The organism is Sphingomonas sp. RS6, from assembly GCF_054489705.1.
Genome location: NZ_JBTMWM010000008.1, coordinates 90008 through 103696, shown reverse-complemented (window position 1 = coordinate 103696; position 13689 = coordinate 90008). Strand labels below are relative to the sequence as shown.

The window sequence follows — 13689 nt, the reverse complement described above, 5'->3', positions numbered from 1 at the left end:
TCACTGCGCGTCGATGGCTCGATAGGCGGCGATCAGCCGCTCTTCCCCTTCGCGCCCCTTGATCGAATTGCCATGTTCCATGCCGATCACGCCGCCATAGCGCTGCGCGCGCAGCCAGCGGACGATGTTGGCATAGTTGATCTCGCCGGTTCCGGGCTCGTTACGGCCGGGATTGTCGCCGAACTGGATATAGCCGATCTCGTCCCAGCATGCCTGCATCACCGGGATCAGATTCCCCGACTGGATCTGCTCGTGATACAGGTCGGCCAGGATCTTGATCCCCGGGCTGTTGGCGCCGCGCGCCACCGCATAGCCCTGCGCGATGCTCTGCATATAGACGCCGGGATGGTTGGTGCGGGTGTTGAGCGGCTCCATCACCAGCGCCATGCCGTGCGGCGCGACGATGTCGCCCGCGGCGCGCATCACGTCGATCACGCGTGCTGTCTGGATGTCGACCGGCACCCGAGGGTCCATGAATCCGGCCACCACCGTCATCCACTTGACGTTGAGTCGCTTTGCCACCTCGACCGCGCTGCGGATATCGGCAAGGAACGCTTCGCGATCGGCGCCGTCATTGCCGCCGAGCAGCGGGCGCGACTGCGACCATTTGGGCATGCTCGCCACGAACACGCCCATCGTCATGCCGCGGCTCGACAATGCCCTGGCCATCTGGTTTTGCTCGTCGACCGTGCGGCTTCGCGCCTCATTGTCTTCCCAGGCGGTGAAGCCCTGGTCAGCGGCGAAGGCGATCTGCTCCAGTCGCCCGCCACGGCTCGCGAAACTGCCCTCGTGCGGGGCATAGCCCATCGAAAAGCGCGCAGCGTTGGACTGGCCCCGAGCGGCAGTGGCTGCCAGCGGCGCGGCAGCGGCCGCCGCCAGCACGGTGCGGCGCGACACGCTCATTTGCCGCTCATCGACTTGAGATAGGCGATGATTGCCGCCCGCTTGGCCGGGTCCGCCATACCGATCGGCATGCGCGTGCCGGGCACCTTCTTCATCGGCGCGGCGATGAACTGGTCGAGCGTCGCCTCGTCCCAGCGCAGCTTCGATGCCTTGAGCGCGGTCGAATAGTTGAACCCTGGTGCCGACGCGGCCGGGCGCCCGACCACGCCGTTCAGATTGGGGCCGACGCCGTTGCGACCGCCCTTCTCAACGGTATGGCACGCCTTGCACGCAGCGAACGCGGGCGGCGCCGCGGTCTGCGCCCATGCCGGTGCAGCCACCATAAGCGCCGCGGTCGCGGCAAAAGCCATCCAGAACTTCATGCATATTCTCCGGGATCGATCCTGGTCCATTTCCGATCGGACATCGCATTGGCCACGACAGCTTCGACGAACGCCATCGTGCGCAGTCCGTCCACGACGCCCGGCAAATCGCCGCCGGTTTCGCCGCGGATCGTCGCTGCAAAGGCGCGGTAAAGGTTGCCGAACGCTTCGATATAGCCCTCTGGATGGCCCGCCGGCGTGCGCAACAGCCTCGATGTCGCGCTGTCCAGCCCCGGCCCGCCGGCGCGAACGATCTCGGCCGGGCGGTCGAGCCAGCGCAGCGTCAGCGTGTTCGGCTCCATCTGCGCCCATTCCAGCCCGCCGCGTTCCCCGTGGATCCTGAGGCGCAGGCCGTTCTCTTCGCCCGCCGCCACCTGAGTCGCCTTCAGCGTGCCGCTCGCGCCGCCATCGAAGCGCAGCAACGCGCTTACATCGTCGTCTAGTCGCCGGCCGGCGACATGCGTGACGAGTTCGGCGGATAACGCCTCAACCTTGAGGCCGGAGACATGCTCGGCAAGGTGAAAGGCGTGCGTGCCGATATCGCCCAGGCAACCGCCCAGTCCGGCACGCGCCGGATCGGTGCGCCATTCGGCCTGCTTGTTGCCCGCCGTATCGAGCGGCGCGCTGAGCCAGCCCTGGATATACTCGACCTGCACCAGGCGGATCGCGCCGAAATCGCCCCGCGCCACACGGACGCGAGCCTCCTCGATCAGCGGATAGCCGCCATAGGTGAAGGCCAGCCCGAAATGCTTGCCGCTAGCATCCGCAGCCGCGCCGATCGCGCGCGCTTCGTCGCTGTTCATCGCCATCGGCTTTTCGCAGAAGACGTGAAAGCCCGCGTTCAGTGCAGCAATAGCGACGGGGGCGTGGAGGTGGTTCGGTGTTACGATCGCAACGGCATCGATCCGCTCGCCTTCCGGCAAGGCGGCCTCGCCCGCGAGCAGCGCCTCATAGGTGCCATAGACGCGCGCAGGATCGAGCCCCAGCAGATCGCCGGTTCGTGCATTCCTGCCGGCATCGGTGCTGAACGCGCCCGCCGTCATTCGCCAGTCGCCGTCAAGCGCCGCCGCCATGCGGTGAACGGCGCCGATGAACGCGCCCTCGCCGCCGCCCACCATGCCCAGTCGAAGGGGACGCCGGATCATGCCTCGGTGCTTCCCAGACCGAGCAGGTTGCGGATCGCCGCCTTGTCGACGCCACTCGAGGCGAAATCGTCGAACGCGCGCTCGGTGACGCGGATGATATGGTCGCGGATGAACGGCGCGCCTTCGCGGGCACCATCCTCGCTGTTCTTCAGCGCACATTCCCATTCGATCACGGCCCAGCCGCGATAGCCATATTGCGCGAGCTTGCTGAAGATGCCAACGAAATTGACCTGGCCGTCGCCGGTCGAACGGAAGCGGCCGGCACGGTTCACCCAACTCTCATAGCCGCCATAGACGCCGCTGCGCCCCGTGGGATTGAACTCGGCGTCCTTCACATGGAAGCACGAAATCCGATCGTGATAGCGATCGATGAAGTCGAGATAATCGAGCTGCTGAAGCACATAGTGCGACGGATCGAACAGGATTCGCGCGCGGGGATGGTGGTCCACCGCCTGCAGGAATCGCTCCCAGCTGGCGCCGTCGTGAATGTCCTCGCCCGGGTGGATCTCGAACGCGCAGTCGACGCCGGCTTCCTCGAACACGTCGAGGATCGGCGTCCAGCGGCGCGCCAGCTCGGCAAATGCCTCCTCGACCAGGCCCGCCGGCCGCTGCGGCCAGGGATAGACATAGGGCCAGGCGAGCGCGCCCGAGAAGGTCGCATGCGCCTTCAGCCCCAGCCGCGCACTGGCTCGGGCGGCGAGCTTCACCTGATCGACCGCCCATGCCTGGCGCTCGGCGGGCTTGCCGTGCAGCTCGGCGGGCGCGAAGCCGTCGAACAGCGCGTCATAGGCCGGGTGCACCGCCACTAGCTGCCCCTGCAAATGCGTCGAAAGCTCGGTCGGCTGGATGCCGAACTTGTCGAGCCGCGCGCGTAGATCGTCGCAATAGGCCTGGCTCTCCGCCGCCTGCCGAACGTCGATCAGCCGCGGATCGCACGGAATCTGCACCCCGACATAGCCGAGGCCCGCCGCCCATTCGGCCATATGGTCGAGCGTATCGAACGGCGCCTTGTCGCCAAGGAACTGGGCGAGGAAAATTGCCGGCCCCTGTATCGCGGTCATGTCCGCACCTCCGTCTTTCGGTCGTTCTTGAATGTCAGCTGGAACAGCAGCGCGATCAGCGCGGCGGCGATCGCCGGATACCACCACATGCCCTGCCAGTCGGCGACGCTGGGGCTCTCCGGCAGCTGCGCATAGAGCAACCCGCCGATCTGCGAGCCGAGCAGCATGCCGACGCCATAGGTGAACAGCGTCAGCATCCCCTGCGCCTGCGCGTTTACGCCCTTGGGCGTCGCGATGTTGCCGGTGTAGATCGCGCCGGCGACGAAGAAGAAGTCGTAGCACACGCCGTGCAGCGCCACGCCGAGATAGATCGCCCAGAGCGAGCCGCCGCCGTCGCCGATCGCGAACAGCGCATAGCGCAGCGCCCATGCCGCCATGCCGACCAGCAGCAGCGGCTTCACGCCGAAGCGGCGATAGAGCCACGGCATCGAGAACATGAAGACGAGTTCGGACATCTGGCCGATCGCCAGCGTGCCGCTGACATTCTCGATCCCCGCCGCGCCGACATAGGGCGAGGCATAGGCATAATACATCGCCAGCGGGATCGAGATCAGCGTCGCGCAGACGATGAAGATCAGGAACGAACGCTGGCGCAGCAGACCGAATGCGTCGGTGCAGAACACCTCGGCGACCAGGCTCTTGCCCTGGGGCGCATCGGGCTCGACGTTCGGCAGCGTGAAGCTGTACAGGCCGAGCGCGATCGACACGACCGCCGCCACCTGGAAGATCTTCGGGCTCGCCGAAAGCCCGGCCCAGCCGATGATCAGCCCGGCGGCGATCCAGCCGAGCGTGCCGAACGCGCGCACGAACGGAAACCGGTCGACGCGCTCGCCGAAGCTCTTGAGCGCGATCGTGTTCGCGAGGCCCACCGTGGGCATGTAGAGGATCATGTAGCCGAGCAGCAGCCAGACGAAGCTCGCGCCATGTTCGGGCGTAAGCAGCCAGGGCAGAACGAACAGGATCACGCCGCCGATAAGGTGCAGGATCACCATCAGCATCTTCGGGCTCAGGAATCGCGCCGCCGCCATGCCGAGCAGGAACGATCCGACGATCGATGCGATCGGGCCGACCGAAAAGGCGTTCGCGATCAGATCGCCGACGCCCACCGTCTGCATCACCAAGCCCAGCGTGACGTTCCACGCCCCCCAGACGAAGAACTGCATGAACATCAGTGCGCTCAGGCGCCCCGTGAGCATTCCCGGCGCCGGGCGCACGCCACCCGTCAACGCCCCATCAGCAGCGACCATGCGCTTTCCTCTCCCCCGATTGCAGCTTGGCTGCATGTCGAATCACAGCCTATTCAGCACCATCCGCGATGTAAAGGATTACATCAATCGCTATCGACACCGCTGGTCGCAGGCGACATGAAGAGGGGCATGACGACGATCATCGAGGTCGCGGCGGCTGCGGGTGTCTCCACCGCCACCGTCTCGCGCGTGCTCAGCCAGCCCGATCGCGTGGCGGACGCGACGCGGCGCCGCGTGCTCGATGTGGTGGCGACACTCGGCTACCAGCCCAATGTCGCCGCGCGGAGTCTCCGCACGTTGCGCGCGGCCAAGATCCTGCTGACGGTGCCAAACATCGCCAATCCGTTCTTCGCCAGCGTGATCCGCGGCGCTGAGGAGGCGGCGCGCGACACCGGCTATGCGGTCATCGTCGGCGACACGCGCCACGATCCCGATGTCGAGGATCAATATGCCGAAATGCTTTCGCGCCGCGAGGTCGACGGGCTGGTTTTCCTCGGTCACCGCCTGCCGGCTAGGCTGGCACCGCTGGTCGCGCAGCAAGGGCGGGCGGCGCCCGTCGTCAATGGCTGCGAGTATTCGCCCGATCTGGGCGTGCCGAGCGTTCATATCGACAATGCGGCCGCTGGCGCCGACGCACTGGAGCATCTGATCGCGCTCGGCCACCGCGACATCGGCATCGTCACCGGCCCGCCGGTCAGCCCGATCAGCCGCGACCGCCTTGCCGGTGCGCTACGCGTTGCGGAGGCGCACCGCATCGCCGATCGCCTCCAGGTGCGCGTGGGCGATTATGCCGCGGCGTCGGCCCATGCCGAAACCGCCGCGCTGCTGGCGGCGGGCGTCACCGCGATCTTCTGCTTCAACGACGAAATGGCGCTGGGGGCGATCAGCGCGATCCGTGCTGCCGGGCTTTCCTGCCCGGACGACGTCTCGGTGATCGGCTTCGACGATCTGCCTTTCGCCCGTTTCTTCCAGCCGGCGCTGACCACGATCGCCCAGCCGACCGGACAGATCGGCCGGCGCGCGGTGGAACTGCTGGTCGGCATCCTGCAGGGCGCCGATTGCCCGTTGCACCAGGTAACCCTGCCCCACGAACTGATCATCCGGGGCAGCACCGCGCCGCCCCGATAAGCGCCTCACTGCGCGACGACGATCCGCGGCAGGCTGCGGATCGGCTCGACGGTGATACGGCGGAACCAGGTCTCGGCGCCTTCGGATTGGAGCTGGATCTGCCCGTGCGTCAGCGGCTGGCGGGCGCCGTCGGGCCCGATCACCGACAGGCCGTGCACCTCGGCCACCGGCACGCCATTCACCACATGCACCGCGCGGTCGCCGACGACGTACAGGTCGAGCACATTCCACTCGCCAATCGGCTTTTCCGCGTCGATTGCCGCCTCGACATTCCAGGTGGGCGTACCGTTGACCATCTCGACTTCGCGCCCACCCATGCGAAAGCGCAGATGCGGGGCCATGATCGCGGGATCGACCACCGCCGCGGTCCGCCCGCGCACTTGGCTGCCCACCATCACGATCATGCCGGTCGAGCCCTTCATGATTTCGAACTCGACCGAGGGCCGCCAGGTGCCGAACACGTCGCCCGGCGTGCCGTGGGTGTGATAGAGCAGGCCGTTGTTGCGCGGCAGCGTCTTGCGCGGCGCCCAGGTGCGCTCGCCCCATTTGAATTCGAGCCGCAGGTGATAATTGCTCAGGTCACGCGCCTGGACCAGGCTGCCCCAGGTTTCGCCCTTGATCCAGATCGCCGGCTCGCCGTCCACCTCGCGCACGGCGAAGTCGCCGCTGGTGTCGCGGCTCGTGCCGATCGGGGTGGCGGCAGGTTTCGCCTGGTAGGTCACCGAAGGATCGGGATAGCCGAGCCACGGCGCCCAGCCGGCCAGGCTATGGCCGTCGAACAGCGAGATCGCTTCCCCGACAGGCTTCGGCAGATCGACCAGCGTCAGCCGCTGCGGCGTCGCCGCCGGCGCACCGGCGACCGCGCGGGCCTGTTCGATCGATTCCTGCGCGAACGCCACGCCCGGCAGCGCCAGTAACAGGATCAGGCCCTTCAACAGCATCATTCACTCCCCTCTTGGTCTCGCAGCTACTCTGACAAAACCGGACGCGAAGAGCAAACTCAATGATTTAGTCAAGTCTCGGGTCAGGACGCGATCGCATAGGCGTCGCGTTCGTCGACCGGCAGCGCGCGCCCGCTCAGCGCCGCATCGAGCGCCTCCCGATCGAGCCGCCCCTCCCAGCGCGACACGACCACCGTCGCCACCGCATTGCCGATGAAGTTGGTCAGGCTGCGGCATTCGGACATGAATCGGTCGACGCCCAGGATCAGCGCCATGCCCGCCACGGGCACACTCGGCACAATCGACAGCGTCGCGGCCAGCGTGATGAAGCCGGCGCCCGTCACCCCCGCCGCGCCTTTGGAGGACAGCATCGCCACGCCCAGCAGCAACAGTTGCTCGCCGAACGAGAGGTGGACGTTGGTCGCCTGCGCGATGAACAATGCCGCCAGCGTCATGTAGATGTTGGTGCCGTCCAGGTTGAACGAATAGCCGGTCGGCACCACCAGGCCGACGATCGTCTTCGGACACCCCGCTCGCTCCATCTTCTCGATCAGCGACGGCAGCGCGCTCTCGGACGATGAGGTGCCCAGCACCAGCAGCAGTTCGGCCTTCAGATAGGCGATCAGGCGAAAAATCGAGAAGCCGGCCAGCGCCGATACCGCGCCGAGCACGACGATCACGAACAGCAGCGACGTCGCATAGAAGGTGCCGACCAGCATCGCCAGGTTCGCGAGCGTGCCGACGCCATATTTGCCGACGGTGAACGCCATCGCGCCGAACGCCCCGATCGGCGCCGCGCGCATCAGAATGGCGACCACCTTGAACACCGCCAGCGATGCGTCTTCCAGCAGGGTCAGCACACGCTCGCCGCGATCGCCGATCAACGCCAGGCCGATGCCGAACAGGATCGCGACGAACAGCGTCTGGAGAATGTTGCCGCCGGTAACGGCCGAAAAGAACGTATCCGGGATGATGCCGAGCAAAAAGCCGGTGAGCGTGCTCTCGTGCGCCTTGGCGGCATAGTCGGCGACCTTGCCGGCATCGAGCGTCGCCGGATCGATGTTCAGCCCGGCGCCCGGCCGAACAACGTTGGCGACGAGCATGCCGACCAGCAGCGCCAGCGTGGAGAAGAACAGGAAATAGCCGAACGCCTTGGCCGCGACCCGCCCCACCGCGCCCAGATCGCGCATGCCGGCGATGCCGGTCACGATCGTCAGGAAGATCACCGGCGCGATGATCATCTTGACCAGTTTGATGAAGCCGTCGCCGACCGGTTTCAGTGCCTCGCCGGTCGCTGGTGCGAAATGGCCGACCAGCACGCCGACGACGATCGCGACCAACACCTGGACATAGAGGTGCGAGTACCAGCGGCCGGGCTTCGCGGGCGGCGATGGTGCATCCGGTGCCGCATTCGGTTCGGCGACGATACGGACCATGATGTTTACTCCATTGCGCGGCGTTGCGGTGTCGCCAGCTTGCGGGTAGCGGGGTCAACAGGGTCCGGCAACGGACTCGCGCCGCGGATCGTCCGGGCGCGGCAGAGATGGGAACCGCCACCGCATCATGTTTCGGGCATTGTATGATTGGGTTCTGCGCATGGCGCATCACCGTCACGCGCTGCCGGCGCTTGCCGCGGTTTCGTTCGCGGAAAGCAGCTTCTTTCCGATTCCGCCGGATGCGATGATGATCCCGATGGTGATCGCCCGCCGCGAACGCGCGTGGACGATCGCCGCCGTCTGCACCGTCGCCTCGGTTCTCGGCGCGATGCTCGGCTATGCGATCGGCTATTTCCTGCTGGAAAGCATCGGCGCGTGGATCATCGAACTCTATCACATGCAGAACAAGGTCGTGCAGTTCCAGACGACCTATGCCGAATATGGCGCCGCGATCATCCTGCTGAAGGGGCTGACGCCGATCCCGTTCAAGCTGGTGACGATCGCCAGCGGCATCGCCAAGTTCAATTTCGCGCTGTTCGTCATCCTGTGCGCGGTCACGCGCGGCGCGCGCTTCTTTATCATCGCCGCGCTGCTCAAACGCTATGGCGCGCCGGTGCAGGCGTTCATCGAACAGCGGCTGAACCTGTTCGCCTGGGGTTTCCTGCTGCTGATCGTAGGCGGTTTCGTTGCGGTAGCCTATCTCTGAGACGGGCGCGGCGCGCGGGTTGCACAAGCCGTAACAAGACGCTAGATACGGCCCCCTAGCCTAAAGCGTGGTGGGATTGCACCGGCTCCTGCGAAGGACCGGGCAGCGGACCCATGCCCGCGATAGGCATGATGTTTTTCAAGCGAGGATGCCGCCAGTGGCGAAGACCGGTCCCGTCGAATTCATGCGCCAGGTGCGCCAGGAAACGTCCAAGATCGCGTGGCCTACGCGGCGCGAGACGATCATGACCGGCGTCATGGTGATGATCATGACGTCGCTGCTCGGCGTCTTTTTCCTGGGGGTCGATTCGCTGTTCGACCTGATCGTCAACTCCCTGCTCCGCCTCGCGCAGTAACAGAAAGCACCCTGAACATGTCGCGCTGGTACATCATCCACGCCTATTCCGGTTTCGAGGGCAAGGTCCGCGATCAGATTCTCGCCGACGCGACGCGTCTGGGCCTGGATCGCCTCGTCGAATCGGTCGAAGTGCCGACCGAAACCGTGACCGAGGTCCGCCGCGGCAAGAAGATCCAGTCGGAGCGCAAGTTCTTCCCCGGCTATGTCCTCGCCAAGCTGGAAATGAACGACGACGTCTATCACCTGGTGAAGAACACGCCGAAGGTGACTGGCTTTCTCGGCAGCTCGGGCAAACCCCAGCCGATCAGCGAGGCGGAAGCCGCGCGCATCCTCAACACCAAGGAGGAAGCCGCCACCGCAGCGCCCAAGACCCGCCTCAAGGTCGATTACGACATCGGCGACACGGTCAAGGTCACGAGTGGCAACTTCGCAACCTTCTCCGGCGTGGTCGAGGAACTCGATTACGACAAGAACCGGGTCAAGGTTTCGATCTCGATCTTCGGTCGCGCGACGCCGCTGGAGCTCGGCTTCGAGGACGTCGAACGCGTCAAGTAACCATGGCGACGGCCGCCGGTCCGGGACCTGCTTGGTTCTGGCGGCGGCGGGCCTTTTTCGGCTAACGATGTAGGGGCCGCCCGGTTGGGGCGGCGGCAGCACGGGCCGAGCCGATCGTTGGACCCATCCCGTTTCCTGGCCAGGCTCGTTGCACGGGCCGCCTCGCTCGCGCTTTGCGCCACGCTGATGGCAACGCCCTCGCCTGCCCAGGCGCAGCGCAGCATCGGCCAGTATAACCACCGCGCGTGGCGGCTCGTCGACGGTGCGCCGCCCGATATCTGGGCGATTACCCAGACCCCCGACGGCTTTCTGTGGCTCGGAACCGGTGCAGGGCTCGTCCGGTTCGACGGGATCACGTTCGAACCGGTAGCCCCTAGGCGCGGCAACCTCCCCTCGCAGAACATCACCGCGCTGCTCGCCGCACCCGACGGCGCATTGTGGCTCGGCTTCTTCAGCGGCGAGGTCGCACAACTGCGTGACGGCACACTCACCAGCTATGGTCGCGGCTTTGCGGCGGTCGAGCAGCTTGCACGCGATGCAGCCGGGACAATCTGGGTGGCGCGTTCCGGGACGGCAGGTGGCCTCTTCACGATTGATCGCACCGGCTGGCACGCGATCGGCCCGGCGCAGGGTTTCCCCGGCGGCACCGCCTTTTCGGTGCTCGTCGCGCGCGACGGTGCAGTCTGGGCAGCGAGCGAGCATCATATCCTGGTAAAGCGCCCCGGCGCGCGCCGCTTCACCACAGTTCGCGAAAGCCGCGGCGTCGTCCGCCTTGCCGAGGCGCCGGACGGTCGCATCTGGGCGTCGGGCGATGCTCGCCAGTTGTCGAGCCCGCCCACCAACGGCCTGTCGATCGTTCCGCTGCCCCCCGGCGCCCGTGACGTGATGGCGGATCGCCTGCTGTTCACCCGCGACGGCGCGCTTTGGGAAACCGTCTTTGCCGGCGGTCTGCTCCAGATTCGGGGCCTCGCCCCCGGCGATCGTCCGGCGTTCGATCGCTTTTCGACCACCAACGGACTCACCTCCCCGATTGCCGTTCCGCTGTTCGAGGATCGGGAAGGCAATTTGTGGATCGGCACCAATCTTGGGCTCAACCGGCTACGCCCGGTCAGCGCCGTCACCGCACTCACGCTGGCACCGGACGCGCGCAGCGGCTTCGAGATCGCGGCGACAGCGGCAGGCACGGTCTATGTCGCGAGCGGTCGTCAGCTTTACCGGGCCCGCGCCGGCGGCGCACTCGCGCCGCTCCGGCTGCTTCCGGACACGATAACGACGATCGAGGGGGATGGCGAGGCGCTGATCATCGGCCAGCCCGGCCGCGTGCTCCGCCTGCGCGGTGAAACGATCGCTCCGGCCGACGTGCCCCCGCCGGACGGTGACATCACCGCCTGGTCGCGCGATCGGCAGGGCACGCCCTGGGTCACGGTCGCCCGCAAGGGGGTCTTTCGGCTGGTCGATAGCCGCTGGCAGCCGGTGACTGTGCCGGGCCCGTCGCCGACGCCGGGCACGCTGCACGTCGGCTCGGGCGCGGGCGGAAGCGAATGGCTGTTTGCCGGACATCGGCTCTATCGCCGCACCGGCAACGCCATCGCCGCGATACCCGCGAACGCAGCGCCCGCCGTGGGTCAGATCGCGCTGGTCTCAACCGGGCCCGCGGGCGTTTTCGTCGCGGGCGAGTTCGGGATCGCGCACCTCGCTGGCGGCCGGTTTCGCACGATCGACGCGCGGCGCGTGCCGGTACTGGCCGGTATTACCGGCCTCGTCCAGCGCGACGACGGCAGCGTGTGGATCAGCGGCTTGAAAGGACTGGTAAGCACCAGCCGAGCGGCGATCGCCACGGCAACTGCGGCGCCTCCGGCACCGCTCGACTACCATCTTTTCTCAGCAGCGGACGGTCTGCCCGGCGTGGCGCTCCAGGATCAGCACAAGACGACGGCGGTTCAGGACGGCGAGGGCCGGATCTGGGTTGCGAACAATATAGGCATCGGCTCGATCGATCCCGCCAACCTCACCTACAATCCCCTGCCGCCGCCGGTCATCGTTCGCGATCTCGTCGCCAACGGCCGGCGCTTCGTCGCCCCTCAGCGCGTTGCGCTGCCGGCAGGTACGCAGAATTTGCGCATCAGCTATACCGCGCTCAGTCTCGCCGCGGCCGAGCAGTCCCGCTTCCGCTACCGGCTGGAGGGGGTCGATGCGGGATGGATCGACGCCGGAACCCGGCGCGAGGCATTCTACGCCAATCTTCAGCCGGGCACGTGGCGCTTCCGCGTGATCGCTGCCAACAATGACGGCGTCTGGAACCGCACGGGCGCCGCGATGGTGGTGACGATCGCGCCGTCCTTCTATCAGACCGGCTGGTTCCGGCTGCTGGTGCTCGCGGCGCTGCTCGGCACGGTCTGGCTTCTCTATGTGTGGCGCGTTCGCGAACACCTTGCCCGCGCCCGCGCCCGCGCCGATGCGCAGATCAGCGAACGCGAACGGATCGCCCGCGAACTGCACGATACGCTGCTCCAGAGCATGCAGGGTCTGATGTTGCGGTTTCAGGCCGCCGCCTATGCCACCGCGCCGGGTTCGCGTGCTCAGGAACTGATCGAAACCGCGCTGGAGCGCGCCGACGATGTCCTGATCGAGGCCAGAGATCGCGTCATGGCCCTGCGCGCCGCGCCCTCGCCCGCCCCGCTGGCGGCCAGCCTGCGGCGACTTGCCGCCCAATTCGCCGAAGACGGGCTCGATGTGGCGGTAGAACTCGATCCAGACTGCCCCTCGCTCGCGGCAGCGCAGGTCGAACAACTGCTCGCGATCATCGGCGAAGCCCTGTCGAACGTGCTTCGCCACGCCCGCGCCACCCGCGCAGAAATCACGATGTCCGTCGCGGGCAAGCGGCTCGCGATCGCCGTCCGCGACGACGGCGTCGGCTTCCCCGATGACGTACGCCAAGGGCGCCAGCGGTCGGGTCATTTCGGCCTGATCGGCATACAGGAGCGCGCGGCGCTGCTGGGCGGCACGATCGAAGTCACGAATCATCCGGACGGTGGCGCGATCATCCATCTCTCGGTCCCGATCACGCGCGCGGCCGGCGGCGATGCCGCCGCGCCGCAATGAAGCGGCGCGAGGCGATCATCGCAGCAGCGGTTGCGCGCGCCGGTTACTGGCCGGAAATCTGCCGTTCGAAATCGGCCTTGGTGACGTTGAGCAACAGCTTGCCGTTCTTCAAGGCGAAGACATTTGCCGGCACCATTGCGCGCGTGCTCCCCGCCAGAAGCTGGACGCCCTCCGGCTTTACCGCCTCGATCGTGCCGAGCTTCGCACCGGCGGAATCATGGACGACCGCACCGATCACCAGATCGTCCGGCGTCGCCTCGATGATCTGATTGCGCTTCACCCGGCTGCGGTCGACGCGGCCCGTGGCGCGCTTCTCAGCGCCCACCTCCTCGACGATGTTGTCATAAGCGAACTGCTGGTTGCGGTCCGAGCCGACGTCCGCCGACGGATCAGTCACCCCTGGCGTGGTTTCCGGCGCACCGACCTGCGCATGTGCCGTTCCGGCCATCACGAACGGCACCGCAGCGATCGCGATTACTTTCAGAAACATGGCATCCCCTCATCTTCTCGCTATCAGAACTTGTCGCTGTTCAAACGTCTTCTGGCGTCATGTTAGCAAAGAGACGGCGAAAGCGCAAAACGCGCCGTCGAAGGACGCAGAAGTGGAGGAAAGCAGAATCGGGGTGCCAGCCGCTGCTTCGGCGCGACGATCTCCTGCCTCGCATTCCGTCGTTTGACCGCCTTGCCTACAAGCCTCCGCAATGAATTTATCTTCCGTGTTGCGCACCCATTGCGCAGTCCGGTCG

General features: G+C 66.5%; 13 protein-coding genes. 5 read left to right on the top strand and 8 right to left on the bottom strand.

Annotated elements, in window-relative coordinates; translation table 11 throughout:
- Genes ACX40Y_RS14445 through ACX40Y_RS14425 form a run of 5 tightly spaced genes read right to left on the bottom strand, consistent with a single transcriptional unit; the run spans position 1 to position 4718 of the window.
- Complete coding sequence (locus tag ACX40Y_RS14445; protein ID WP_459120267.1) at positions 1-903, bottom strand: hydroxypyruvate isomerase family protein; 903 nt, start codon at positions 901-903, stop codon at positions 1-3.
- Positions 900-1265, bottom strand: coding sequence for a c-type cytochrome (locus ACX40Y_RS14440; protein ID WP_459120266.1), 366 nt, complete (start codon positions 1263-1265; stop codon positions 900-902). Before ACX40Y_RS14440 ends, ACX40Y_RS14445 begins: the two co-directional genes overlap by 4 nt.
- Positions 1262-2410 carry a Gfo/Idh/MocA family protein gene (locus tag ACX40Y_RS14435; protein ID WP_459120265.1) on the bottom strand — a complete coding sequence of 383 codons (1149 nt, stop codon included), beginning with the start codon at positions 2408-2410 and terminating at the stop codon, positions 1262-1264. The genes ACX40Y_RS14440 and ACX40Y_RS14435 overlap by 4 nt, the downstream gene beginning before the upstream one ends.
- Positions 2407-3471 carry a sugar phosphate isomerase/epimerase family protein gene (locus tag ACX40Y_RS14430; protein ID WP_459120264.1) on the bottom strand — a complete coding sequence of 355 codons (1065 nt, stop codon included), beginning with the start codon at positions 3469-3471 and terminating at the stop codon, positions 2407-2409. The genes ACX40Y_RS14435 and ACX40Y_RS14430 overlap by 4 nt, the downstream gene beginning before the upstream one ends.
- A complete protein-coding gene (locus ACX40Y_RS14425; RefSeq protein ID WP_459120263.1) occupies positions 3468-4718 on the bottom strand; it encodes an MFS transporter in 1251 nt (416 codons plus the stop codon). Before ACX40Y_RS14425 ends, ACX40Y_RS14430 begins: the two co-directional genes overlap by 4 nt.
- A gap of 129 nt (positions 4719-4847) precedes the next feature.
- Here ACX40Y_RS14425 and ACX40Y_RS14420 point away from each other — a divergent pair, with 129 nt between their 5' ends.
- Positions 4848-5846 carry a LacI family DNA-binding transcriptional regulator gene (locus ACX40Y_RS14420; protein ID WP_459120262.1) on the top strand — a complete coding sequence of 333 codons (999 nt, stop codon included), beginning with the start codon at positions 4848-4850 and terminating at the stop codon, positions 5844-5846.
- Between the two features lie 5 nt (positions 5847-5851).
- Here the strand turns inward: ACX40Y_RS14420 and ACX40Y_RS14415 are convergent, their stop codons facing one another.
- Both ACX40Y_RS14415 and ACX40Y_RS14410 read right to left on the bottom strand, forming a co-directional pair.
- The gene (locus ACX40Y_RS14415) at positions 5852-6787 is read right to left on the bottom strand and encodes a 3-keto-disaccharide hydrolase (RefSeq protein ID WP_459120261.1); all 936 of its coding nucleotides are present in this window, start codon (positions 6785-6787) and stop codon (positions 5852-5854) included.
- A gap of 83 nt (positions 6788-6870) precedes the next feature.
- The gene (locus ACX40Y_RS14410) at positions 6871-8223 is read right to left on the bottom strand and encodes a dicarboxylate/amino acid:cation symporter (protein ID WP_459120260.1); all 1353 of its coding nucleotides are present in this window, start codon (positions 8221-8223) and stop codon (positions 6871-6873) included.
- Between the two features lie 160 nt (positions 8224-8383).
- On the opposite strand from ACX40Y_RS14410, the gene ACX40Y_RS14405 reads away from it, so the two are divergent.
- The 4 genes from ACX40Y_RS14405 (at position 8384) to ACX40Y_RS14390 (ending at position 12943) form a co-directional block, all read left to right on the top strand.
- Entirely contained in the window at positions 8384-8929 is a 546-nt protein-coding gene (locus tag ACX40Y_RS14405) for a YqaA family protein (protein WP_459120259.1), read from the top strand.
- A gap of 148 nt (positions 8930-9077) precedes the next feature.
- On the top strand, positions 9078-9284 hold the full coding sequence (gene secE / locus ACX40Y_RS14400) for a preprotein translocase subunit SecE (RefSeq protein WP_459120258.1): 207 nt from the start codon (positions 9078-9080) through the stop codon (positions 9282-9284).
- A gap of 17 nt (positions 9285-9301) precedes the next feature.
- On the top strand, positions 9302-9841 hold the full coding sequence (gene nusG, locus ACX40Y_RS14395) for a transcription termination/antitermination protein NusG (protein WP_459120257.1): 540 nt from the start codon (positions 9302-9304) through the stop codon (positions 9839-9841).
- A 186-nt stretch (positions 9842-10027) separates the two neighbouring features.
- Entirely contained in the window at positions 10028-12943 is a 2916-nt protein-coding gene (locus tag ACX40Y_RS14390) for a sensor histidine kinase (RefSeq protein WP_459120256.1), read from the top strand.
- 43 nt (positions 12944-12986) lie between these two features.
- On the opposite strand, the gene ACX40Y_RS14385 is transcribed toward ACX40Y_RS14390, so the two are convergent.
- The gene (locus ACX40Y_RS14385; protein ID WP_459120255.1) at positions 12987-13433 is read right to left on the bottom strand and encodes a hypothetical protein; all 447 of its coding nucleotides are present in this window, start codon (positions 13431-13433) and stop codon (positions 12987-12989) included.
- Positions 13434-13689 lie beyond the last annotated feature (256 nt).